The sequence below is a fragment of the Rhizobium sp. WCS2018Hpa-16 genome, assembly GCF_031843705.1.
GTDB classification, from domain to species: Bacteria; Pseudomonadota; Alphaproteobacteria; order Rhizobiales; family Rhizobiaceae; genus Agrobacterium; species Agrobacterium tumefaciens_C.
This window is the reverse complement of sequence record NZ_JAVTIX010000001.1, coordinates 1,003,562-1,025,262: the sequence shown is the minus strand read 5'-3', so window position 1 is coordinate 1,025,262 and position 21,701 is coordinate 1,003,562. Positions and strand designations below refer to the sequence as shown.

23 protein-coding genes and 1 riboswitch are annotated in these 21,701 nt (G+C 56.4%); of the genes, 9 read left to right on the top strand and 14 right to left on the bottom strand.

The features are described 5' to 3' along the window. The 3 genes from RQI55_RS05170 to crcB form a co-directional block, all read right to left on the bottom strand. A complete protein-coding gene (locus RQI55_RS05170; protein WP_311272089.1) occupies nt 1-657 on the bottom strand; it encodes an HAD-IA family hydrolase in 657 nt (218 codons plus the stop codon). Then, nucleotides 654-1,646 (bottom strand): RluA family pseudouridine synthase, encoded by a 993-nt coding sequence (locus tag RQI55_RS05165; protein ID WP_042619456.1) that lies wholly within the window; start codon nt 1,644-1,646, stop codon nt 654-656. The genes RQI55_RS05170 and RQI55_RS05165 overlap by 4 nt, the downstream gene beginning before the upstream one ends. A gap of 62 nt (nt 1,647-1,708) precedes the next feature. Further along, nucleotides 1,709-2,086 (bottom strand): fluoride efflux transporter CrcB, encoded by a 378-nt coding sequence (gene crcB, locus RQI55_RS05160; RefSeq protein ID WP_042619455.1) that lies wholly within the window; start codon nt 2,084-2,086, stop codon nt 1,709-1,711. Between the two features lie 195 nt (nt 2,087-2,281). Between crcB and RQI55_RS05155 the strand changes: the two genes are divergently transcribed. Then, on the top strand, nt 2,282-2,566 hold the full coding sequence (locus RQI55_RS05155; protein WP_042619747.1) for a hypothetical protein: 285 nt from the start codon (nt 2,282-2,284) through the stop codon (nt 2,564-2,566). A gap of 79 nt (nt 2,567-2,645) precedes the next feature. After that, nucleotides 2,646-3,071, top strand: coding sequence for a plastocyanin/azurin family copper-binding protein (locus tag RQI55_RS05150; RefSeq protein WP_042619454.1), 426 nt, complete (start codon nt 2,646-2,648; stop codon nt 3,069-3,071). A 60-nt stretch (nt 3,072-3,131) separates the two neighbouring features. Here RQI55_RS05150 and RQI55_RS05145 read toward each other — a convergent pair whose 3' ends face one another. Together RQI55_RS05145 and RQI55_RS05140 are read right to left on the bottom strand one after the other, a co-directional pair. After that, nucleotides 3,132-4,121, bottom strand: a complete 990-nt coding sequence (locus tag RQI55_RS05145) for a copper chaperone PCu(A)C (RefSeq protein WP_243255977.1) — start codon at nt 4,119-4,121, stop codon at nt 3,132-3,134. Between the two features lie 90 nt (nt 4,122-4,211). Then, nucleotides 4,212-4,616: a DUF2946 family protein gene (locus RQI55_RS05140; RefSeq protein ID WP_243255976.1), complete on the bottom strand. Its 405-nt coding sequence runs from the start codon at nt 4,614-4,616 to the stop codon at nt 4,212-4,214. Nucleotides 4,617-4,747: 131 nt separating this feature from the next. On the opposite strand from RQI55_RS05140, the gene RQI55_RS05135 reads away from it, so the two are divergent. The 4 genes from RQI55_RS05135 to gcvP all read left to right on the top strand — a co-directional run bounded on the left by RQI55_RS05135 (nt 4,748) and on the right by gcvP (nt 9,683). Next, nucleotides 4,748-4,933 carry a DUF3008 family protein gene (locus RQI55_RS05135; RefSeq protein WP_243255975.1) on the top strand — a complete coding sequence of 62 codons (186 nt, stop codon included), beginning with the start codon at nt 4,748-4,750 and terminating at the stop codon, nt 4,931-4,933. 128 nt (nt 4,934-5,061) lie between these two features. Further along, nucleotides 5,062-5,149, top strand: a riboswitch (glycine riboswitch). Between the two features lie 152 nt (nt 5,150-5,301). Further along, nucleotides 5,302-6,441: a glycine cleavage system aminomethyltransferase GcvT gene (gene gcvT, locus RQI55_RS05130; protein WP_243255974.1), complete on the top strand. Its 1,140-nt coding sequence runs from the start codon at nt 5,302-5,304 to the stop codon at nt 6,439-6,441. 15 nt (nt 6,442-6,456) lie between these two features. Beyond that, complete coding sequence (gene gcvH, locus RQI55_RS05125) at nt 6,457-6,819, top strand: glycine cleavage system protein GcvH (protein WP_243255972.1); 363 nt, start codon at nt 6,457-6,459, stop codon at nt 6,817-6,819. Then, the gene (gene gcvP, locus RQI55_RS05120; RefSeq protein WP_311272090.1) at nt 6,819-9,683 is read left to right on the top strand and encodes an aminomethyl-transferring glycine dehydrogenase; all 2,865 of its coding nucleotides are present in this window, start codon (nt 6,819-6,821) and stop codon (nt 9,681-9,683) included. Before gcvH ends, gcvP begins: the two co-directional genes overlap by 1 nt. A 61-nt stretch (nt 9,684-9,744) precedes the next feature. Here gcvP and RQI55_RS05115 read toward each other — a convergent pair whose 3' ends face one another. Continuing rightward, nucleotides 9,745-10,254: a hypothetical protein gene (locus RQI55_RS05115; RefSeq protein WP_409233683.1), complete on the bottom strand. Its 510-nt coding sequence runs from the start codon at nt 10,252-10,254 to the stop codon at nt 9,745-9,747. Nucleotides 10,255-10,388: 134 nt separating this feature from the next. On the opposite strand from RQI55_RS05115, the gene RQI55_RS05110 reads away from it, so the two are divergent. Beyond that, on the top strand, nt 10,389-11,660 hold the full coding sequence (locus tag RQI55_RS05110) for an MFS transporter (RefSeq protein ID WP_243255967.1): 1,272 nt from the start codon (nt 10,389-10,391) through the stop codon (nt 11,658-11,660). A 51-nt stretch (nt 11,661-11,711) separates the two neighbouring features. Here the strand turns inward: RQI55_RS05110 and RQI55_RS05105 are convergent, their stop codons facing one another. The 5 genes from RQI55_RS05105 to cysG form a co-directional block, all read right to left on the bottom strand. After that, nucleotides 11,712-12,524, bottom strand: coding sequence for a ferredoxin--NADP reductase (locus tag RQI55_RS05105; protein WP_311272091.1), 813 nt, complete (start codon nt 12,522-12,524; stop codon nt 11,712-11,714). Between the two features lie 143 nt (nt 12,525-12,667). Beyond that, nucleotides 12,668-13,174: a DUF934 domain-containing protein gene (locus RQI55_RS05100; RefSeq protein ID WP_243255965.1), complete on the bottom strand. Its 507-nt coding sequence runs from the start codon at nt 13,172-13,174 to the stop codon at nt 12,668-12,670. Between the two features lie 11 nt (nt 13,175-13,185). Then, the gene (locus RQI55_RS05095; protein WP_311272092.1) at nt 13,186-14,856 is read right to left on the bottom strand and encodes a nitrite/sulfite reductase; all 1,671 of its coding nucleotides are present in this window, start codon (nt 14,854-14,856) and stop codon (nt 13,186-13,188) included. A gap of 8 nt (nt 14,857-14,864) precedes the next feature. Further along, nucleotides 14,865-15,179, bottom strand: a complete 315-nt coding sequence (locus RQI55_RS05090) for a DUF2849 domain-containing protein (RefSeq protein ID WP_243255962.1) — start codon at nt 15,177-15,179, stop codon at nt 14,865-14,867. Beyond that, on the bottom strand, nt 15,172-16,632 hold the full coding sequence (gene cysG, locus RQI55_RS05085; RefSeq protein ID WP_243256958.1) for a siroheme synthase CysG: 1,461 nt from the start codon (nt 16,630-16,632) through the stop codon (nt 15,172-15,174). The genes RQI55_RS05090 and cysG overlap by 8 nt, the downstream gene beginning before the upstream one ends. 233 nt (nt 16,633-16,865) lie before the next feature. Here cysG and RQI55_RS05080 point away from each other — a divergent pair, with 233 nt between their 5' ends. Both RQI55_RS05080 and mazG read left to right on the top strand, forming a co-directional pair. Continuing rightward, the gene (locus RQI55_RS05080) at nt 16,866-17,453 is read left to right on the top strand and encodes a deaminase (RefSeq protein WP_243255961.1); all 588 of its coding nucleotides are present in this window, start codon (nt 16,866-16,868) and stop codon (nt 17,451-17,453) included. A gap of 20 nt (nt 17,454-17,473) precedes the next feature. Then, nucleotides 17,474-18,310: a nucleoside triphosphate pyrophosphohydrolase gene (gene mazG, locus RQI55_RS05075; RefSeq protein ID WP_243255960.1), complete on the top strand. Its 837-nt coding sequence runs from the start codon at nt 17,474-17,476 to the stop codon at nt 18,308-18,310. Between the two features lie 47 nt (nt 18,311-18,357). Here mazG and hflX read toward each other — a convergent pair whose 3' ends face one another. The 3 genes from hflX to trkA all read right to left on the bottom strand — a co-directional run bounded on the left by hflX (nt 18,358) and on the right by trkA (nt 21,692). After that, nucleotides 18,358-19,686: a GTPase HflX gene (gene hflX, locus RQI55_RS05070; protein WP_042619743.1), complete on the bottom strand. Its 1,329-nt coding sequence runs from the start codon at nt 19,684-19,686 to the stop codon at nt 18,358-18,360. Nucleotides 19,687-19,884: 198 nt separating this feature from the next. Beyond that, nucleotides 19,885-20,127, bottom strand: a complete 243-nt coding sequence (hfq, locus tag RQI55_RS05065; RefSeq protein ID WP_003496145.1) for an RNA chaperone Hfq — start codon at nt 20,125-20,127, stop codon at nt 19,885-19,887. A gap of 188 nt (nt 20,128-20,315) precedes the next feature. After that, the gene (gene trkA, locus RQI55_RS05060) at nt 20,316-21,692 is read right to left on the bottom strand and encodes a Trk system potassium transporter TrkA (RefSeq protein ID WP_243255959.1); all 1,377 of its coding nucleotides are present in this window, start codon (nt 21,690-21,692) and stop codon (nt 20,316-20,318) included. Between the last annotated feature and the right edge of the window lie 9 nt (nt 21,693-21,701).

Genomic DNA, 21,701 nt, shown 5'->3' with positions numbered 1-21,701 from the left:
TCAGCCCGGAATATGACCGGGACTTTCACTCGCATGCTCGACGATGGCATCGGCGCCCGCTTTCCATAGATCATCCACGGAGGCATAACCCCAGGCGACACCGATAGCCTTCGCACCTGCCGCCTTGGCCATCTGCATATCGTAAATCGCATCGCCAATAACAATGGTATCCGCCGGAACGATACCGGTCTGGCTGCAGCATTCCGTCACCATGGCCGGGTGCGGCTTGGACGGGCAATCATCGGCAGTCCGAGACACGATGAAATGCGGACGGAAACCGTGGGTGTCCATGATGAGGTCAAGACCGCGGCGGGATTTGCCAGTCACCGCACCCATCAGCAGTTCGTCACGCTTTGCCAGCGTTTCGATCATGGCGGTGATACCGTCAAACAGCGGCTCCTGAAAACCAGCTTCTGCGCGGGTTTCGCCGTAGATCGATTTATAGTGCGCCGTCATCGCTATCGCTTCATCATCCACATGCGGCTTTCCCTGCATGCGGGCAATGGCGATATCGAGCGTCAGGCCGATGATCGATTTGGTCAGCGACATCTCCGGCCGGTCGTGGCCGAAATGAACGAAGGTGCGGGCCATGACCTCATGGATCAGGCCAGCGCTGTCCACCAGCGTTCCGTCGCAATCGAAAAGGACCAGTTTCATTCGTCGTCCCTGTCGCCATCGGCAACGTCAAGACCCAGCAGGTTCCAGGTCTGCACCATGTGCGGTGGCAGAGGTGCCGTCACGCGCAGGCGACCACCTGATGGGTGTGGAATGTCGATACGGCGCGCATGCAGATGCAGGCGCTTCTGAACACCACCGGGAAAATCCCAGTTGGTATCTTCGATGAAATATTTTGGGTCGCCGATAATCGGGTGGCCCATGTGCAGCGCATGAACACGCAGCTGGTGGGTGCGGCCCGTGTAAGGCTCCATCTCAAGCCATGCCAGGTTTTGCGCAGCTGTATCGATAACGCGGTAATAGGAAACGGCGTGGTCGGCACCCTCTTCACCGTGCTTGGCAATGCGCATGCGGTCGCCGTCCGGTGTCTGTTCCTTGACCAGCCAGGTCGATAGCTTGTCCTGATGCTTACGCGGCACGCCCTTGACCAAAGACCAATAGGTCTTCTTGGTGTCGCGTTCACGGAAGGCGGCGGTGAGTTTCTGGGCGGCACCTCTGGTGCGGGCCACCACGAGAACTCCCGATGTATCGCGGTCGATGCGGTGAACGAGGCGCGGCTTTTCGCCCTTGGAGCTTGTCCATGCTTCCAGCAGTCCATCCATGTGGCGATTGATGCCAGACCCGCCCTGCACGGCGATGCCAGCGGGCTTGTTGAACACGAAGACCTTGTCATCTTCATGCAGCAGCATGCGCTTCAAAAGATCGACATCGTCGGAGTTCTTCAGGTCGGTCGAGCTGATAGGCCCGCCCTTGACCTTGGCATCGACATCCAGCGGCGGCACGCGCACCATCTGGCCAGCTTCGACGCGCGCATCCGTCTTTACACGACCGCCATCCACGCGCACCTGTCCGGAGCGCATCAGCTTTTGAAGAGGACCAAAGCCGAGGCCGGGATAATGGATCTTGAACCAGCGATCGAGCCTCATGCCGGACTCTTCGGCTTCAACCTTGATATGCTCGATACCTGCCATGGTAATTCCAGTCTTTCTTTTCTCAACTCCGCATCGTCTGTGTGCGGTATTTTCCGTTGCCTTTAGAACAAAGCGCGGCCTAAGGCCAGCCCGGCGAAGACCGCTGCGAAAGAAACGACAAGACTACCGCCAAGATAAAGGGCCGAAAGCCCTAAATCGCCGCGCTCAAACAGCGCCACGGCATCCAGCGTGAAGGACGACCAGGTTGTGAAGCCGCCCAGAATGCCCGTTACCAGAAACAGGCGCATTTCTGCGGAGGCATCAAAACGGCGCGCAATCGTTTCGACCATCAGCCCGATGAGGAAAGCGCCGACGACGTTGACTGTCAACGTACCCCAAGGAAAGTTCGGCCCCGCCAGTCTCACGCTCCAGACGGAAACAAGATACCGCGCCACCGAGCCGAGCGCACCACCCAGCGCCACAAGGAAGATATTCAGCATGGGGTCACTCCATTCGATATGCTTTTTGTCTACGACAAAGTGAGGATAAGTGAAATTCCTGAGTGCACATATCCATTGGTAAAAATTGCATTTTTGAGACCGTTAAAAATTCGATAAAATTGAACGGTTGGATTTAATCGAGAAGAAATTCGCTTGAGATATCTTGGTTCAATTCTGGATCAAGAAGGTGATCGCATGGCGCAGGTTTTAACAGTTTCAGCGACCACCGCAGGTTATGTGGCGGACAGCTTGAAGTCCACGCAGCGTGCCTCCAGAAAAGCAGAGATCGAGCAGGCTGGCCGCGAGCTTGCGCGCAGAACCGGACAAGTCGAAGACAGTCTTGTCAGCGCCATGTCTGCGGTCGTCAAGGAACCCGCGCTCTCACTTGAATTCCTGACCGCCGGACGGCACCAGAACCCTCAGGCCACTCTGGAAGAGGTGATCGAGGCCTACGAAGAAAACAAGACGGCGTCGGACTGATCTGCGCAGATTGTCGCCCGGCGTTCAGTCTGGTGTCAGCATAACGGTGAAAGTGCTTCTTATAACAAGGAGCCACCGAATGAAAATGCCTTCCAAATACACACTCGCCGCAGCCGTTCTGTTCATGGCAGCACCAGCTTTCGCGGCAAACACCATTAAAGTAACTGAAAGCGGTGAAGGCGGTCAGCCGATGACGCTCGTGCTCGATCAATCAACTGTCAAAGCGGGCAGCACCACGTTCAACGTACACAATGATGCCGTGTCTGAAGAACATGAGATGGTTCTTATCAAGCTGAAGACGCCCGATGAGACGATCCCGGTTGATCCTGCAAAAGACCGTATCGATGAAAAGAAGCTGAAAAGCCTGGGTGAAGTGGCGGATTTGAAACCCGGCAAACACGGAACGCTGAAAGCGAACCTGACGCCCGGCAGCTACCTTCTGTTCTGCAATATCAAGGGCCACTACTCGGCCGGAATGCAGGCCAGATTGACGGTCACGAAATAGGCAACCGCCTTCCATTCGAAAACCGCCGGGACGATAACCGCCCCGGCGATCTTGTTTCCATTAGTTGTGATTGTGGGAATGGCCTTCACCGTTGGCCGCTCCGACCTGAATCATGATGTCGACTTTGCCAGCCTTTTCAAATGTCAGCGTCGCGGGCACCATGTCGCCCTCTGCAAACGGCTTCTTCACATTGAAAAACATGAAATGCAGGCCGCCTGGGCTCAACTCCACGGTCTTGCCCGCGGGAACGGCGATGCCGTCACCCAGCTTGCGCATCTTCATCACGTTATCGACCATTGCCATCTCGTGAATTTCAGAGCGGCCAGCAAGTGGAGATTCCACCGCAACCAGCCGATCATCAGATGACCCGTCATTCTTGATGGTGACGAAGCCACCGCCAACAGGCTGGCCCGGCAGCATTGCCTTCGCCGCAGCACCGGAAAGCTCTAGATTGCCAACCTTCACGACATCAGAAGCATGGTGGCTGGCAGCGCCATGGTCATGACCACCGGCGTGCGCACTTTCCTTCTTTGCCGAGACCTTAATTGTTGGTGCCGGGTGGTCCAGCGAATGTGGGTCCTGACCGGCTTTGGCAATCTCGTCCCATTTCGCAGTGGCAGTCGCTCCGCAAAGCTGCGTCACCTTGAAAGGCAGGTCCACATCGGCATCGATGCCGGAAACTTTTCCGCGCACGTTGAAGGTGTCATAAAAAGCGTCCGGCAGATTGCCACCCTTCCAGCGAATCTCAACAGGGCCGCTTTTCATCTCCGTGCCATGATTATCATAAGCCTTCCGATAGTCGCCTGAGATGATCTCCAATTCCCAGCCAGCCTTGGGCTGCGGCTTGGCCGCTATAAACCCCTCAGGCAGAACCATACGGACTTCAGTCGTGGCAAGCCCGCCTTCGCAGCCATGCGGAACCTGAAGCGCTGCGACAATTGTGCTTTCCTGCTCAGCGACAGGATTGACGAAGCTGGCATGCGCGAATGCGTGAACGCTGGAGGCAGACGCCATCAAGGTGGCCAAAGCTGTGATTTTAACAATATTCATTTCATGTTCCTCTCGACTGCGGCCCTTGGCATCAGCAGTCGTCTCTGCCGCTCGATCGCGGCTGCCATAATGATTTCGTTCAAATAGGATTTAAAGAAATGCCGGGGGCGCACGGGCTTTGGGACGTTGCATGTGCACATCATGCGCCACGGCCTGATACAGAACCGGGGCATTTTCGAGCGACGCAATGTCCGCCCTCGCCCAGGATGTCGTATCCGGCGTCGGCAACAGGATGGAAGCGGCCAGAAGGCATGCTTCGCAAAGAGGCCAACTCATGCCGGGGTGGTCGGTGTTGCCCTTGGCGTGCGACTCAACATCGCTATGTGCAGCGCAGATTTCGGCAAAACTGCCATCCGGCAACCGGTAGGCTTCATCGAGTGCCATAACCGGAGCTGCAATCGCTACCACCGGCTTGTGCGCAAAACCGAGCGACAGCATGACGACGGCGCAAAGCATGCGCAAAAGTCTTTCAGCCGTGGTTGCTCGCTTGTTCATTGCACTCCCCATGCCACGAAGCGATATCCCGGTTTTTGCGGTAAATCAAAGTCCAATTTGAAGCAGGCGGAACTCCGAGCTCGGTCCGAGGGTTTTTCGCTTCGTATGGAAACATCCGAGGAAACCCTGCCATGCCCGCAAAATCCAAAGCTCAGCAGAAAGCTGCTGGCGCCGCCCTTGCTTCAAAACGCGGCGAGATACCCAATTCCCGTTTACAAGGCGCTTCAAAAAACATGGCTAAGTCCATGACTGAAAAAGAACTCGAAGAAATCGCAACCACCAAGCGCAAGTCTTTGCCTGAGAAGAAAGAAAAGTAGTTTCGGCTGAAGCGAGATGGCGAGCGCCATCCAGAGACGCTCCGGCGCAATGGCGCAGGCTGAACAAAAAACTGTTTGACTGCGTCATTTGGTCCTTGCCAATAAACCGGCTTAGCAGATAATGAGCTTCTATCCCGCTGGGAGACACCGCATTCGTGCGGGGCCGAAGGAGCAACCGCCCCGGAAACTCTCAGGCAAAAGGACCAGCGGAACAGGACGGAACTCTGGAGAGAAGCCACCTGCAAAGGACGGCTCGCCGAAGGGATAACAATCTCAGGCGACAAGGACAGAGGGGGCTCTTGAACCCGGCGCTTTAAAGAGTGCCATGACATGAGCCCGCGCGACATCGCGTAACCCTGGAGGCGTCCTTGGCCGAAACAGCCGAGTTACAAGTCACCCCGCTTCATTCCCTTCACCTGTCGCTTGGCGCACGCATGGTGCCATTTGCCGGTTACGACATGCCGGTGCAGTACGCTGCCGGCGTCATGAAAGAGCATCTGCACACCCGCGCCGCTGCTGGCCTGTTTGATGTGTCCCACATGGGCCAGGTCATTATAAAGGCCAAGTCTGGCAAAGTGGAAGATGCAGCGCTTGCTCTGGAAACGCTGGTTCCCGTTGACATTCTCGGTCTGAAGGAAGGCCGCCAGCGTTACGGCTTCTTCACCGATGAGAATGGCGGCATTCTGGATGATCTCATGATCACCAACCGTGGCGACCATCTTTTCGTGGTGGTCAATGCTGCTTGTAAAGATGCGGATCTGGCGCATATGCAGGCTTACTTGTCCGGCGCCTGCGATATCACGCTATTGGACGACCGTGCTCTGATCGCACTTCAGGGACCACGTGCCGAAGCGGTTCTGGCCGAGCTCTGGGCTGGCGTTTCCGGCATGAAGTTCATGGATGTGCGCGAAGTACCGCTGCTGGACGTGCAGTGCATCGTGTCCCGTTCGGGCTATTCCGGCGAAGATGGCTTCGAAATCTCGATCCCGGCCGACAAGGCGGAGGCGATTGCCAAGGCGCTTCTGGAGCATCCCGATTGCGAGCCTATTGGTCTCGGTGCGCGTGACAGCCTGCGCCTAGAAGCTGGCTTGTGCCTCTACGGCAATGACATCGACACCACGACCTCTCCCATCGAGGCATCGCTTGAATGGGCAATTCAGAAAGCACGCCGCACAGGCGGAGATCGCGAAGGCGGTTTTCCCGGTGAGAAACGCATTCTGGGTGAACTGACCAATGGCACGGCGCGCCGCCGCGTGGGTCTGAAGCCGGAAGGCAAAGCACCTGTGCGCGGCCATGCGAAGCTTTTTGCAGATGCAGATGGCAGCCAGGAAATCGGAGAAGTCTCCTCTGGCGGGTTTGGCCCGACAGTCGAGAGCCCTGTTGCCATGGGGTATGTGCCCAAAGAGTTTGCAACGCCCGGCACCGCTATTTTTGCAGAAGTGCGCGGCAAGTACCTGCCCCTCACCGTTGCTGCCCTGCCCTTTATTACTCCCACTTACAAACGCTAATTTCCGGAGAAACCAATGCTGAAATTTACTCAAGAGCACGAGTGGCTGAAGATCGAAGGCGATGTCGCCACTGTTGGCATCACCACCCACGCTGCAGAACAGCTGGGCGATCTGGTGTTTGTTGAACTGCCGGAAGTGGGCGCAACCTTCTCGAAGGATGGCGATGCCGCAACCGTTGAAAGCGTGAAAGCAGCATCCGACGTTTATTGTCCGCTGGATGGTGAGATCACCGAGATCAATCAGGCCATAGTTGATGACCCGTCGCTCGTCAACTCTGACCCACAGGGCGCTGGCTGGTTCTTCAAACTCAAGCTTTCCAACACGTCTGATGTTGATGCGTTGCTGGATGAAGCTGCCTATAAGGAGCTTATTGCCTGATGACGACCCCGACAGAATTCCATTTTACCGACTACCAGCCCTATGACTTTGCCAATCGGCGTCATATAGGCCCGTCGCCGTCGGAAATGGCGGATATGCTCAAGGTCATCGGCTATAACAGCCTTGACGCCCTAATAGACGCAACAGTGCCTTCATCCATCCGCCAAGAGGCCGCACTCGCCTGGGGTCCTGCCCTGACGGAGCGTGAAGCACTGGACAGGTTGCGCGAAACCGCCAACAAGAACAAGGTTCTGACCTCGCTGATTGGTCAGGGCTACTATGGCACCATCACGCCGCCCGTCATCCAGCGCAATATTCTGGAAAATCCTGCCTGGTACACGGCCTATACGCCTTACCAGCCCGAAATTTCTCAAGGCCGCCTTGAAGCCCTGCTGAATTTCCAGACGATGATTTCCGATCTGACCGGCCTTGATGTCGCAAATGCGTCGCTTTTGGATGAGGCGACTGCGGCTGCCGAAGCCATGGCCATGTGCCAGCGCGTGGCGAAGTCAAAGGCTACGTCCTTCTTCGTGGACGCAAACTGCCACCCGCAGACCATTGCACTGATCGAAACCCGCGCCGCCCCGCTCGGCTGGAACGTCATCGTTGGCAATCCCTTCACTGATCTCGATCCGGTCGACGTCTTTGGCGCCATCTTCCAGTATCCCGGCACGCATGGCCATGTCAGCGATTTCTCCGGGCTGATTTCCCGCCTGCATCAGACGGGCGCCATCGCAACGGTTGCTGCTGACCTTCTGGCGCTGACATTGCTTAAATCTCCTGGAGAGATGGGTGCAGACATTGCAATCGGCACCTCGCAACGCTTCGGCGTGCCTGTTGGTTACGGCGGCCCGCACGCCGCCTATATGGCGGTGAAGGACACACATAAGCGCTCCATGCCGGGTCGCCTCGTCGGCGTATCCGTCGACGCTCGTGGCAACCGCGCCTACCGCCTCTCGCTGCAGACCCGCGAACAGCATATCCGCCGCGAGAAGGCGACGTCCAACATCTGCACTGCGCAGGTGCTGCTTGCCGTCATGGCGTCCATGTATGGCGTCTTCCATGGCCCGCAAGGCTTGAAGGCCATTGCCCAGCAGACCCACCAGAAGGCCGTTCTTATGGCCAAAGGTCTGGAAAAGCTTGGCTACACCATTGAGCCAGAAACCTTCTTCGACACCATCACGGTCGATGTCGGCCACATGCAGGCCCTTATCCTGCGGGCAGCGGTTGCTGAAGGCGTGAACCTGCGCAAGGTCGGCTCGACAAAGATCGGCGTGAGCCTGGACGAGCGTACGCGCCCTGCCACGCTGGAAGCCGTTTGGCGTGCATTCGGTGGCAACTTCTCCATCTCGGATTTCGAGCCAGATTATCGTCTGCCGAAGGATCTGCTGCGTACCAGCCAGTACATGACGCATCCGATCTTCCACATGAACCGCGCCGAAAGCGAAATGACCCGTTACATCCGTCGCCTTTCGGACCGGGATCTGGCGCTCGACCGTTCCATGATACCGCTCGGCTCCTGCACGATGAAGCTGAACGCGACAGCCGAAATGCTTCCGATCACATGGCCGGAGTTTTCGGATATCCACCCCTTCGTGCCATCCGATCAGGCTCTTGGCTATAGAGAGATGATCGATGATCTCTCCGCCAAGCTTTGCCAGGTGACGGGTTACGATGCTTTCTCCATGCAGCCCAACTCAGGCGCGCAGGGTGAATATGCGGGCCTTCTGACCATCCGCAACTACCACCTCGCAAACGGCGATGCCCACCGCGATGTGTGCCTTATCCCAACCTCTGCCCACGGCACCAATCCTGCCTCCGCGCAGATGGTCGGCATGCGTGTCGTACCGGTCAAGGTGCGTGAAAACGGTGACATCGATATCGATGATTTCCGTTCAAAAGCAGCGCAGTATGCGGAAAACCTCTCGTGCTGCATGATTACATACCCATCGACCCACGGCGTGTTTGAAGAGACTGTTCGCGAGATCTGCGATATCACCCACACCCATGGCGGCCAGGTCTATCTGGATGGTGCAAACATGAACGCCATGGTCGGCCTTTCCCGCCCGGGCGATATTGGTTCTGACGTATCGCACCTCAACCTCCACAAGACCTTCTGCATTCCACATGGTGGCGGCGGTCCTGGCATGGGTCCTATTGGCGTCAAGGCGCATCTGGCACCTCACCTGCCCGGCCATCCCGCAAGCGATGGACGCTCAGGTGCCGTTTCGGCTGCTCCTTTCGGCTCGCCTTCCATCCTGCCGATTTCCTGGAGCTACTGCCTCATGATGGGTGGTGAAGGTTTGACGCAGGCAACGAAGGTCGCGATCCTCAATGCAAACTATATCGCGGCACGGCTGAAGGGCGCTTACGACGTGCTCTACAAGTCAGAAGCCGGTCGCGTTGCGCATGAGTGCATCATCGACACCCGTCCGCTCGCCAATAGCTGCGGTGTGACTGTTGACGATGTTGCCAAGCGTCTCATCGATTGCGGCTTCCACGCACCGACCATGAGCTGGCCGGTTGCTGGCACGCTGATGATCGAGCCGACCGAGTCCGAACCCAAGGCTGAACTCGACCGTTTCTGCGACGCGATGCTGGCCATCCGTCAGGAAGCCCGGGATATCGAGGAAGGTCGCTCGGACAAGACCAACAACCCGCTCAAGAACGCACCTCATACGGTGGAAGATCTCGTTGGAAACTGGGATCGCCCATATTCCCGCGAGCAGGCCTGCTACCCGCCGGGCGCGTTCCGTGTGGACAAATACTGGTCGCCGGTCAATCGCGTCGATAACGTCTATGGCGACCGAAACCTCGTCTGCACATGCCCGCCCATGAGCGAATACGCCGAGGCGGCTGAGTAAGGCTCAAACGATAAAAGGCTCGGATCGCTCCGGGCCTTTTCTTTGTTATATGCACATGTCGCTATCGCGTCAGCCTGATATCGGCAGTCACAACGGTTGGCCCATTGGCTCCATCTTTGTCAGTGGTGCGCAGGCGCAGGCCATTATTGCCCACCTTGGTGATGGTCATGCCCGCGACCTTGTCACCATTGATAACACGTTTCCATGTGATCGAGAGATTGATGGAATTGCCGCTGCGGCTACCGGAAAGTGCTGATGGGATGCCGGATGGGCCGACATAGTTGCCGCCATATCGAGTGCCGCTGGCACGAAGATCTGCCGAAATTGCGCGCCTCACGACGACTAGACCGCGACATGTGCCGTTCATTTGCAGGGACGGCCCCGATGTTGTCGAATCGAATGTGCAGTTCACGTTGATCGGTCGGGAGCCGATCTTGGTTGTGACAGTGCCCGTACCCTTCCAGCTTCCTTTCAGCGTGGACAGAAACTGGGCCTCTTGGGCCATGGCGGGTGGTGCCAAGAGAGCGGTCGAAAGTGCTATAGTGGAAATCAGCCTGCGGATCATGCGCATCATCCTTCTGTGTGTGGAGACCGAACGCTCCGCAAATCCTATTGTTCCGTCATCATATCGTAATGGAGCGGCAGCAACCTAAATTGATGTCGCGCGTTTCACGCCAGCTTCCCCATCCATCTGGAGTTCCCCCAATGTCATTGCTTTCGACCGAACGCGGCGTTACCGCTGGCGGAACGCCCAATACCGGCTTGTCTGATCGCTCGATTTTCGCACTCGCAGCCCTCAATTTCTTTCTCGCAGATGCACGTGACGGGCTCGGGCCATTTCTGGACGCCTTTCTGGCAACAAATGGCTGGTCGGCAATGCAGCTTGGCGTGATCGCGACTGTTGGCGGCCTAATTGGTCTTGCGGCGACACCATTGTGCGGCGCGTTGGTTGACGGCTCCACCTGGAAAAGAACGCTGATCGCGATACCTGTCGTTCTCGTCACCATTGGTGCACTGATCACACTGCTCTTTACCAATGAAGCCGTGGTCTGGACGGGGCAGATCATGACAGCTGTCGTCGGCGCGGTTGTCGGTCCCGCGCTCGCTGGCCTGACATTGGGTTTGGTCGGAGAAAAGCTGTTCTCAAGGCAGATTTCCAGAAACGAGTTCTGGAACCACGGCGGAAACTTCATCTCGCTGTTCGCAACCTATTTTGCCGTTACAGCTTTCGGCATCTCCGGCGTCATTGGTCTAATGATCGTAACGGCCCTTGGAACCCTCATCGCCATCTCGGCCATCGACCCAAAAAAGATCGACCACAAGGTGGCCCGTGGGTTGGGAGAGGATAAGGGCAAGCCGGGGCCATCAGGTGTCAAAGTCCTGTTCAAGGAACGCGGCCTGATTTTCCTGTCGATCATTCTCCTCATTTTCCATTTCGGCAATGCACCGATGGGACGTCTGATCGCGCAAAACTTCGCCATCGAGCTCAACACACCATTCCGCACCACCGCCATCATCACCGGCGTCGCCCAATTGGCGATGATATTCGTGGCCGCAATTACGCCTTGGCTCATCAGACGTTTCGGGCTTTCCATCGTGTTTGTGATCGCGCTTGCCGCCCTGCCCGTGCGTGGCTTGCTGGCTGCATCGTTTAGTGATTTCTGGGTGATCTATCCCGTTCAGCTTCTGGACGGCATCGGCGCGGGCCTTTTGGGTATCGCAACGCCCATCGCGGTGGAGCGCATATTGAAGGGTACTGGACGGTTCAATGTGGGCCTCGCCAGCGTGATGACGGTGCAAGGCATAGGCGCGTCGCTAAGCAACGGGGTCGCTGGCTGGCTGACCACGCAAGGCGGCTACGCCCTCTCTCACCTTGTGGGTGCCGGAATAGCCGCCATCGCGATTGCGCTCTTTCTCGTCTACCGGCATGACATCGCGCCTGCCCAAAAAGGCGACGGTCAGAAATTGACGGCTTGAAACAAAAAAGGAGGCCGTGGCCTCCTTTTCAATTTCAGTATCTGTGCCCGATCAGCCTACGAAGGCGCGCTCGATAACGAATTCTGCAGGCTTGTTGTTGGCACCTTCGGTCAGCCCAGCTTTTTCAAGCAGCGCCTTGGTGTCTTTCAGCATGGCGGCAGAACCGCAGATCATCCCGCGGTCAATCGCGGGGTCCAGCGGCGGCACGCCAAGGTCCGTAAACATCTTGCCGTTTTCGATCAGGTCAGTAATGCGACCCGTGAACGCATAGTCTTCACGAGTGACTGTGGCGTAGTGCTTCAGCTTGTCGCCCACGATTTCGCTTAGGAATTCGTGGTTCTTGATTTCTTCAACAAGGTCGAAGCCATACTGCAATTCGGCAACATCGCGGCAGGTGTGCGTGAGAATGACTTCCTCGAACTTTTCGTAGGTTTCAGGGTCGCGGATGAGGCTTGCAAATGGCGCAATGCCCGTGCCCGTCGAGAACATGTAGAGACGCTTGCCCGGTGTCAGCGCATCCAGAACCAGCGTACCTGTCGGCTTCTTGCGCATCAGCACTGTGTCGCCCGGCTTGATCTGCTTAAGATGGGATGTCAGCGGACCATCGGGAACTTTGATCGAGAAGAACTCCAGTTCCTCGTCCCATGCGGGGCTGGCAATCGAATAGGCGCGGTAGATGGGCTTTTCACCAACCATCAGGCCAATCATGGCAAATTCGCCAGAGCGGAAACGAAAGCCTGCCGGGCGGGTCATGCGGAAGCGGAACAGGTGGTCGGTATAATGTTCGACCGACAGAACCGTCTCGGCATACACACCGTCAGGGATTTTCGCAGCAAATTCTTCCGTCTTGGCTGGAGCGTTCATTCTCTATCGATCCATTTTCAAATTGTGAGCGACACTTTCGTGTGGGGCAATATACCATCTGAACCGACTATTGAAGGTACAGGTTTGTTCATTGCAGCGATGCGCGTAGAAATATTGATCAAAGCCCCGCGCTTGGCAATGGCTCAGACCGCCTTGCGGCTGCGCCAGCTATACGCCTCGCCACCTTCGGATTGCTTGGCCGTCGGCTGGTAATAAACGTCGATGGCTGGCAGGCGGTTTTCGGAGAGGCGACGAATGGCCGTCTCGTTCGTCACAGCAAAGCTGGTAAAGCCGGTGCGCAGCATGAGCGGAACCTGGTCAATCAAGACATCGCCCACGGCTCTAAGCTCACCGTCATAACCCAATCTCGAACGCAACAGCGAAGCGTGGCTGAAGCCTCGGCCATCGTTGAATGCAGGAAAGCTCACCGCTACAAGCCCGATGCGGTCAATGAAGGGACGCAGCTTTTCCACGTCATCGGCGGGGCCAATCAGCACGCCAAGACCGACATCATTGCTTTCCTCTGCGCGTGCAATGAAGGCATCGAAACCGAGCACCGCATGCTGGTCACCCTCAGCCTTCACTTCCTCCGTTTCGATGACCCAAGGGTCGTTATCCACGAAACCGCTCTCGTTCCAAATCTTTGTCATGATACGGTTCCTTATGCGGCTGCAGATGCGGTCGGATAGAGTGCTTCCTTGAAAGGCTGCGCTCCGACGCGGCGATAGGCCTGAAGGAAAGTCTCCTCCTTGGACAGGCGCAGACCAAGATAGGTATCGACAACGGTTTCCACCGCGTCAGTCACCTTCTCCGGCTCAAAACCACGCCCGATGATTTCACCAATGGACGAGTTCTCGTCGCCTGACCCACCAAGCGTGATCTGGTAAAGCTCTGCACCCTTCTTCTCCACCCCCAAAAGGCCGATATGGCCGACATGGTGGTGGCCGCAGGCATTGATGCAGCCGGAAATCTTGATTTTCAACTCACCAATTTCGGCCTGACGCTCTGGTGCGCCGAAACGGTTGGAGATTTCCTGAGACACTGGAATAGAGCGCGCATTGGCCAGCGCGCAATAATCCAAGCCGGGACAGGCAATGATATCGGTAATCAACCCGGCATTGGCGGTGCCCAGACCCGCACCCGCAAGCGCCCGATAGACCGGCTCAAGATCAGCCAGCGCCACATGCGGCAGGATGATATTCTGCTCGTGGCTGATACGGATTTCATCCAGCGCGTATTCTTCCGCAATATCAGCAACAAGCTCCATCTGCTCATCCGTCGCGTCGCCCGGAATGCCACCGATTGGCTTCAGCGATACGGTAACCATGCCGTAGTCTGGGTTCTTGTGCGGCTGGACGTTCTGGTCCACCCAGCGGGCGAAATCCGGATCGGCTTTCTTCCAGCGTGCGAGGCTTTCCCAGCCTTCGGGACGTGCCTTCAAATCCGGCAGAGCGAAATAGGATGTGATGGCGGCGATATCCGCATCCGGCAGCTTCAACTCGCTGTTTTTCAGCTGTGCGAACTCTGCTTCCACCTGACGCGAAAGCTCTTCGACACCTGTCTCATGCACCAAAATCTTGATGCGCGCCTTGTACTTGTTGTCGCGGCGGCCATGCAGATTGTAAACGCGCATGATTGCGGTCGTGTAGGACAGCAGATCTTCTTCGGGCAGGAAGTCGTTGATCTTCTTGGCGATCATCGGTGTTCTGCCCTGCCCGCCGCCAACATAGACTGCAAAGCCGATTTTGCCATCATCATTCTTTTTCAGATGCAGGCCAATGTCGTGCACCTGAATGGCAGCACGGTCGCGCTCTGCTCCGGTCACCGCAATCTTGAACTTGCGTGGCAGGAACGAAAACTCCGGGTGGACGGATGACCATTGACGCAGGATTTCAGCGTATGGGCGTGGATCGGCAACCTCGTCGGCAGCAGCACCGGCAAAATGGTCAGCCGTCACGTTACGAATACAGTTCCCCGATGTCTGAAGGGCGTGCATTTCAACGCTTGAGAGCTCAGCCAGAATATCCGGCGTATCGGCAAGGCGGGGCCAGTTGTACTGGATGTTCTGACGCGTGGTGAAGTGGCCGTAACCGCGGTCATATTTCCGCGCAATATGCGCCAGCATCCGCATCTGCTTCGCGTTGAGCGTTCCATAGGGAATGGCGACGCGCAGCATGTAGGCATGAAGCTGGAGGTAGACGCCGTTCATCAGTCGCAACGGCTTGAAGGCATCTTCGGCCAGTTCGCCGGAAAGGCGTCGTTCTACCTGGTCGCGGAACTGGTCTACGCGGCCCTGGACAAAAGCATGGTCGAACTCGTCGTAACGGTACATGGTATTCCTCAGACTGCGATGAATGCCGCGTCGGCTGCCTTGAAGCCGGTGGCGTAATGAATGGTTGGGCCTGCTGCGCGAATGCGTTCACGCAGGCGCGTTGGCCAAAGCTGGCCGTTCTCTTCGGTCACGTCGACAATGTTGACATCCACAACCTTGTTGGCCGAAAAATCGCGCTTGCCGATCTGCTCAAGCGAAGCTTCTGCTTCCGCGTGGCGGGCAATAAGTGCGGACTGCAGATCTTCGGTCCACTCACCGTTTGCGTTGAGCCAGACCGCAATGCCGTCATCGAGACGGTTGGCCGTCAGAACCTTGTCAACCATTTGCATACTCCTGCTTCATGTCTGAAGGCGCTTCGGTAAATCCAAGCGCTTCGGACCGTTCGAAATTCGCGCCCGCAACGGCATCACCAATGATAACCATGACCGGACCACTCAGCTCATCGCGGTGTTCCAATTGCGGAAGATCCTTCAAGGTACCATGCATCAGCCGACGATAAGGCCTGCTGGCATTTTCAATGACTGCGACCGTTGTATCGGCATTAAGACCGGCGCTCATCAAGCGCGTTGCCACGGATGCCGCTACTGTGCGGCCCATGTAAACGGCGATGGTCGCGCCTGATACGGCTAAACGTGCCCAATCCGGCAGAATATCCCCGGCCAGATCGTGGCCTGTCGTGAAAATCAGCGATGATGCAATGCCGCGCAGCGTGAGCGGCAGCTCAAAGTCAGCAGCGGCCGCAAATGCAGAAGTGATGCCCGGCACAATTTCGTAGCCGATACCGGCTTCCCGGAGTGCAGCCATCTCTTCGCCCGCACGACCGTAAACCAGCGGATCTCCAGACTTCAAACGCACGACCCGCTTGCCCTCTTCGCCAAGCGAAACGAGCAGCTTGTTGATGTCGGACTGAGACTTGGAGTGACAGCCTTTGCGCTTGCCAACCGACAGACGCTCGGCATCCCGGCGGCCCATATCGACGATTTCCTGCGGCACCAGAGCATCGTAAACAATAACATCGGCCTGCATCAGAACGCGCTGTGCGCGCAATGTCAGCAGATCTTCGGCACCTGGACCGGCACCTACCAGCCAGACATAGCCCTCCGGCCGTTCTGGATTGGCAAGAAGCTGGTGTGCGGCCTTATTGGCTGCGTCCACATCATTCAAAGCCACGGAGTCGGCAACACTGCCAGTAAAGAAGCGGCGCCAGAAGTTGCGACGCAGTGCGCCCTTCTTGATGTTCTGTTCCGCCGCATCCCGATACTCGATAGCCAGACGCAGCAAATGCCCGAGCGATGGTGCAAGCATCTGGTCGATCCGCGCACGGACCATCTGGCCCAGAACAGGCCCTGCCCCTTCGGTACAGATTGCCACGGCAAGAGGAGCGCGAGAAACGAGACCTGGCGTATAGAAATCACAATAGCCGGGCTGATCGACAGCATTGGCGGGGATCGATTTTGCGCGCGCGGCATCCACAATCTCACGGTCCAGGGCTTCTTCGCCCGTTGCCGCGAAAACCAGCACCATGCCGTCCACAAGCTCTGGCGAGAATGGAAGCGGGTGGTGTGACACCTTGCCTTGGCTCAGCAGTGCCGCGTAGTCATCCTGCGGCGCATCGGCAAAAGCGCGGATATCAGCGCTGGTATTCAGCAGCAGGCGCACCTTGGCATAGGCCTCATCGCCATTTCCAAAAACCGCGACAGGACGCTTGTCCACCTTGAAAAAAGCGGGAAAAGTCGTAAGCCGGTGGTCAGCCCTATCTGAAGCGGTCTTAAGCATGCTCATAATATGTCCGATCCGGCGTCAGGATTGAAGGTACAGAAATTCCCTTGCCATAGTGCAGTAGATTATTATTTCTGGGCAAGCGTTGATTTGGAGGAAAACAAACCGACGCAACGAATGTGTCACGCTGTTGTAATCCCACACATTTCACGCGCCCATCCGTATCTTTTTTCAGCAGATTCGGGCCAAAGCGTCCAATCGTTAGGCATCAATCGAACAGGATCATAAACTTGACCGAACACACGATAGCGTCCCGCTTGCTCGATGTCATCGAGAACGACATTCTCCCCCTCACTTCAAAAGGTGTCGCGCTTGGCAACAAGGTGTTTGGTGCTGCGATTCTGAGAAAGTCTGATCTTTCGCTGGTTGTCGCAGAAACCAACAATGAGCTGGAGAACCCGCTGTGGCACGGCGAAGTCCACACGCTGAAACGCTTCCACGAATTGGGAGAAAAGCCTGACACGAAAGACCTCATCTTTCTGTCCACACATGAACCGTGCACCATGTGTATGTCTGCCATTACCTGGGCTGGCTTTGATAACTTCTACTCCTTTTTCAGCCACGAGGATTCCCGCGATGCCTTCGCCATTCCGCATGACTTGAAAATCCTCAAGGAAGTTTTCGGGCTGGAGCCGGGCGGCTACAGGCGCAGCAACGCCTTCTGGAATTCATACTTCATTGCCGACCTTGTCGAGTCCGAAGCCGAGCCTCTTCGTTCCCGCCTAAAGGATCAGGCAGCCCGTATCAAAGCGGCATACGATGCTCTCTCATCAGACTATCAGTCATCGAAAGATGACAACAACATTCCCTTGAATTGAAAACCGCAGAAAGCAGTCACATGGAAGCCTCGAAGGATATTTCCCGTCTCATCGAGATCATGGAAGCGTTACGCAATCCCCAGACCGGATGCCCTTGGGACATCGTCCAGACGTTCGAGACCATCAAGCCCTATACGGTCGAGGAAGCCTACGAGGTTGCTGACGCGATTGAGCGTAACGACATGGACGACCTCTGCGAAGAACTTGGTGACCTGTTGTTGCAGGTGATTTTCCATTCTCGTATTGCCGAAGAGATTGGCGCGTTTTCTTTCGGTGACGTTGTCCACGCGGTCACAACAAAGATGATACGACGCCACCCTCATGTTTTCGCGGTCTCTGGGGCCGATACGGAGGAATCCGTCAAGATTCAGTGGGATGCTATCAAGAAACAGGAAAAGCAGGAGCGCGCCGAGCGCCGCCTCGCACGCGGCATTACCGGTGATTTCAAAGCAGGATTTCTGGGCAGCATTGCACGCACGCAGCCAGCGCTAACGGAAGCTTTGAAACTTCAAGAGCAAGCCGCCCGCGTTGGCTTTGATTGGTCGGAGCCGGAGCCGATCCTCGACAAGATCGAGGAGGAAGTACGCGAGTTGCGCGAAGCACTATCTCAAGGGAAGCCGGAAAGGGTTGTCGATGAACTGGGCGATCTCATCTTCGCCGTCGTCAACATTGGTCGACATGTGAAGGCAGACCCGGAAAACGCGCTGCGCGGCACCAACACAAAGTTCCGTCGCCGCTTTCACCACATAGAGACATCTTTGACGGAAAGCGGAGAAACGCTGGAGGCCGCGACGCTGGAACGTATGGAAGAACTGTGGCAATCGGCCAAAGCTATCGAGCGCACATTATCAAGGTGATGATTGAAGGGAACTCGCGTTTGCGAGGTCCCCCATTTTCCAGCACCTCAGCGCTGCCAATCATCCTCGGCAGGTTTCTGGCCCTTGCCGGTGCGTCTTTCAAGCTCTTGCCACAGGGCGTCTGAAAGGCGCAGATCAAGCGTCACTGAACCGTCCTCGTTATCCTCACGAGAATCAACGATGGCATTGTCATAGACCCAGGAGAGCTGGTGCAACTGCTCGACGCTCAGCGTGGCGGTCATTGGCAGGAGAACGCCGGACAGGCGACGAGAAATCTCGTCCATGAGGCTATCAACGCCCTCGCCCGTAATGGCCGACACGGCGCGAACATTGTTCCGACCTTCGGCCTTGTGCATGATGGCGTCGTGCGCTTCCGGCTCCAGCCTGTCGACCTTGTTCCAGACTTCGATAATCCGCTCGTCAGCGACCTTATCATCAATGCCCAGATCATTCAGAATACGCAGCACGTCGCCCGATTGCGCGGCATTGTCAGGGTCTGACATATCGCGGATGTGCAGAATGAGGTCCGCCTCCAGCACCTCTTCCAGTGTCGCACGGAAGGCGGCCACAAGGTGGGTGGGCAGGTCGGAAATAAACCCAACTGTGTCTGACATGATAACCGTGCGACCATGCGGCAACTTCATGCGGCGCAATGTCGGGTCCAGCGTGGCAAACAGCATGTCTTCAGCCAGCACGCCTGCACCGGTGATACGGTTGAACAGCGTGGACTTGCCGGCATTGGTATAACCGACGAGCGCGACGATGGGGTGAGGCACCTTACGACGCTTGGCGCGGTGAAGCTGGCGCGTACGCACCACCTGCTCCAGCTCGCGCTCCAGCTTGACGATCTTGTCTTGCAGCAAACGACGGTCAGCCTCGATCTGAGTTTCGCCGGGACCGCCCATGAAGCCCGCACCACCGCGCTGACGTTCAAGGTGGGTCCAGCTTCTGACCAGACGACCCTTCTGATAATTCAGATGGGCGAGATCAACCTGCAGCGTTCCTTCTTTCGTAGACGCGCGACGACCGAAAATCTCCAGGATCAGACCGGTCCGATCGATGACCTTGGCGTTCCATTCTTTTTCAAGATTGCGCTGCTGCACCGGCGTCAAGGGGTGGTCAATGATAACGAGACCTGCGTCCGTTTCATTCAGAAGCTGCTTGATTTCCTCTATCTTGCCACTGCCGAACAAGGTTCCAGGCTTCGGCTGATTGACCGGAACAATCAGGCCTTGAGTAATGTGGAGATCAATGGCCAGAGCGAGGCCCTTGGCTTCCTCAAGCTTGGCTTCCATGGTGCGAGGGGCAGTTGTTGCCGAAGCTTCTTTAGGCTGACGTCCCTGTTTCAAAACCGGGATAATCACCACAGCACGCATATCGTCCCGGTGCTTTTCGAGTTCCGGGATGATGGATTCGTTGGATGTGTCGCGTGTAGAAATGAGCCCGCACCTTTTCATTGTCTGCCGTAGCGCAACGGAAATGTCCGGCGCATGTCATAGAAAACAACGGTCCCCGGCTAAGGTTCCGTTGTCCATCAACTCATGAGGTGTGTGACGATCAGATCGCCTTTGCCGTTACGCGGCACCCTCTTCCGATTCGAACATCTGCATGGGTTGCCCCGGCATTATCGTCGAGATTGCATGCTTGTAGACAAGTTGAGAATGCCCGTCACGACGAAGAAGGACGCAGAAATTGTCGAAGGATGTAACAACACCGGTCAGTTTGACGCCGTTGATCAAGAAAATGGTCAACGAGATCTTTTGCTTGCGAACGGTATTGAGAAACAGATCTTGCAGGTTTTGAGAACGTTCCGCCATGGCGCCGATTCTTTCTTTCTTGCCCGGATGGGAGACCGGGAAATAAACAATCAATAATAGGATCGGTTGAAACTTGTCCCCCGTCAGCCGATCAGCAACTCTGGTATCAAATCACGATCTGTTCCGCAATGTGGAAAAACTCACCCCAATTTCTCGGAATGTCCTTTTTCCCTTAGAAACTAAAGATATTAGAAATATTGAATTGATACACGGAATAGCTGTTCAACCTCCCGCACCGCGTCTGATGACGCGAAAAGGACGACTCTGTCCTTCGCCTTGATTTTCGTAGATCCATCCGGACGCAGAACTTTCTTGTCGCGGTAGATCACGCCGATTCGCACGCCCTGCGGAAAGTCTATGTCCCGCAACGCCTGCCCCACCAGTGGCGAGGTATCCAGTGCCTCGGCTTCGATGACTTCGCCATTGCCCCTTTGCACGGCATAGACAGAGCGGATTCGGCCTTTTCGAACATGCTGCAAGACACGTGAGATCGTCACGGCTCGTGGATTGATGTAGGCGTCCAGCGCGAGCGACTTGGCCACATCATGGAAGGATGGTCCGTTCAACAAGGCAAGGTTGGACTTGCAGCCAAGCTGTTTTGCCATCACGGCACCAAGAATGTTGGTCTGGTCGTTATTGGTCAGCGTGACGATCAGATCCGCATCAGCGATATCGGCCTGGTGCAGTATCTTCTGGTCAAGCACAGAACCATTCAGAACGATTGTGGAATTCAGTCTTTCAGAGGCTGCAACAGCGCGCTCCCGGTCAGACTCGATGATCTTAACCCGTGTTTTCGGCTGAAGCTGCTCAATGGAGCGCGCAACATACTGGCCGATATTGCCTCCGCCAGCGATCACGATGCGGCTGGCTTCCTTTTCTTCGTGACCAAAAAGTCCAAGCGTACGGCGTGCGTGTTGCTGCTGGCAGATGACATAGGCAAGATCGCCAACCCGGAGCTGCTCAGCCGAGTCGACGGCCTGGAGATGGCCGTCCCTATAAACGCCGACCACGGTAGCGATTAGATCGGGAAAGAGGTGGCTGAGTTGCTGCAGCGGCGTGTTGATAACAGGACAATCTTCCATGCATTCAATCGCCAGCATGAAAACATTATCGTCAGCAAAGCGAACGACATCCGTAGCGCCCGGAAATGCGATGCGCCGCAGGACCATCTTGCCAACCTCGATTTCAGGCGAAATCGTCACGTCGATTGACATGTTCTCACGGCTGAAAAGGTCGCCATATTCAGGCGCGAGGTAACTCTGGTCACGGATACGGGCGACTTTCGTCGGAACATTAAACAGAGCGTGCGCCACTTCGCAGGCCACGATGTTGATTTCATCGTGGAGCGTAACCGCGATGATCATGTCGGCCTGATCGGCCCCCGCCTTGGCCAGCATATCCGGATGAGCGCCATGCCCGACATAGCCACGCACATCGAGCGTTTCGGTAATCGCCGCAATCAATGCCGATGAGGTATCGATAACGGAAACCTCGTTATCTTCCCGCGACAATTGCTCGGCAATGCCGTAGCCCACCTGGCCAGCACCACAAATGATGACTTTCATACGCTCTCT

Excerpts from the sequence above, each read along its gene's own strand:
- RQI55_RS05115 (WP_409233683.1), bottom strand. The coding sequence starts at position 10,254 with ATGCGCATGATCCGCAGGCTGATTTCCACTATAGCACTTTCGACCGCT.
- hflX (WP_042619743.1), bottom strand. The coding sequence starts at position 19,686 with ATGCGTGCTGTGGTGATTATCCCGGTTTTGAAACAGGGACGTCAGCCT.
- RQI55_RS05135 (WP_243255975.1), top strand. The coding sequence starts at position 4,748 with ATGCCCGCAAAATCCAAAGCTCAGCAGAAAGCTGCTGGCGCCGCCCTT.
- RQI55_RS05145 (WP_243255977.1), bottom strand. The coding sequence starts at position 4,121 with ATGAATATTGTTAAAATCACAGCTTTGGCCACCTTGATGGCGTCTGCC.
- RQI55_RS05155 (WP_042619747.1), top strand. The coding sequence starts at position 2,282 with ATGGCGCAGGTTTTAACAGTTTCAGCGACCACCGCAGGTTATGTGGCG.
- gcvP (WP_311272090.1), top strand. The coding sequence starts at position 6,819 with ATGACGACCCCGACAGAATTCCATTTTACCGACTACCAGCCCTATGAC.
- RQI55_RS05095 (WP_311272092.1), bottom strand. The coding sequence starts at position 14,856 with ATGTACCGTTACGACGAGTTCGACCATGCTTTTGTCCAGGGCCGCGTA.
- cysG (WP_243256958.1), bottom strand. The coding sequence starts at position 16,632 with ATGCTTAAGACCGCTTCAGATAGGGCTGACCACCGGCTTACGACTTTT.
- RQI55_RS05150 (WP_042619454.1), top strand. The coding sequence starts at position 2,646 with ATGAAAATGCCTTCCAAATACACACTCGCCGCAGCCGTTCTGTTCATG.
- RQI55_RS05100 (WP_243255965.1), bottom strand. The coding sequence starts at position 13,174 with ATGACAAAGATTTGGAACGAGAGCGGTTTCGTGGATAACGACCCTTGG.
- RQI55_RS05110 (WP_243255967.1), top strand. The coding sequence starts at position 10,389 with ATGTCATTGCTTTCGACCGAACGCGGCGTTACCGCTGGCGGAACGCCC.
- RQI55_RS05140 (WP_243255976.1), bottom strand. The coding sequence starts at position 4,616 with ATGAACAAGCGAGCAACCACGGCTGAAAGACTTTTGCGCATGCTTTGC.
- RQI55_RS05165 (WP_042619456.1), bottom strand. The coding sequence starts at position 1,646 with ATGGCAGGTATCGAGCATATCAAGGTTGAAGCCGAAGAGTCCGGCATG.
- mazG (WP_243255960.1), top strand. The coding sequence starts at position 17,474 with ATGGAAGCCTCGAAGGATATTTCCCGTCTCATCGAGATCATGGAAGCG.
- trkA (WP_243255959.1), bottom strand. The coding sequence starts at position 21,692 with ATGAAAGTCATCATTTGTGGTGCTGGCCAGGTGGGCTACGGCATTGCC.
- gcvH (WP_243255972.1), top strand. The coding sequence starts at position 6,457 with ATGCTGAAATTTACTCAAGAGCACGAGTGGCTGAAGATCGAAGGCGAT.
- RQI55_RS05170 (WP_311272089.1), bottom strand. The coding sequence starts at position 657 with ATGAAACTGGTCCTTTTCGATTGCGACGGAACGCTGGTGGACAGCGCT.
- crcB (WP_042619455.1), bottom strand. The coding sequence starts at position 2,086 with ATGCTGAATATCTTCCTTGTGGCGCTGGGTGGTGCGCTCGGCTCGGTG.
- hfq (WP_003496145.1), bottom strand. The coding sequence starts at position 20,127 with ATGGCGGAACGTTCTCAAAACCTGCAAGATCTGTTTCTCAATACCGTT.
- RQI55_RS05090 (WP_243255962.1), bottom strand. The coding sequence starts at position 15,179 with ATGGTTGACAAGGTTCTGACGGCCAACCGTCTCGATGACGGCATTGCG.
- RQI55_RS05105 (WP_311272091.1), bottom strand. The coding sequence starts at position 12,524 with ATGAACGCTCCAGCCAAGACGGAAGAATTTGCTGCGAAAATCCCTGAC.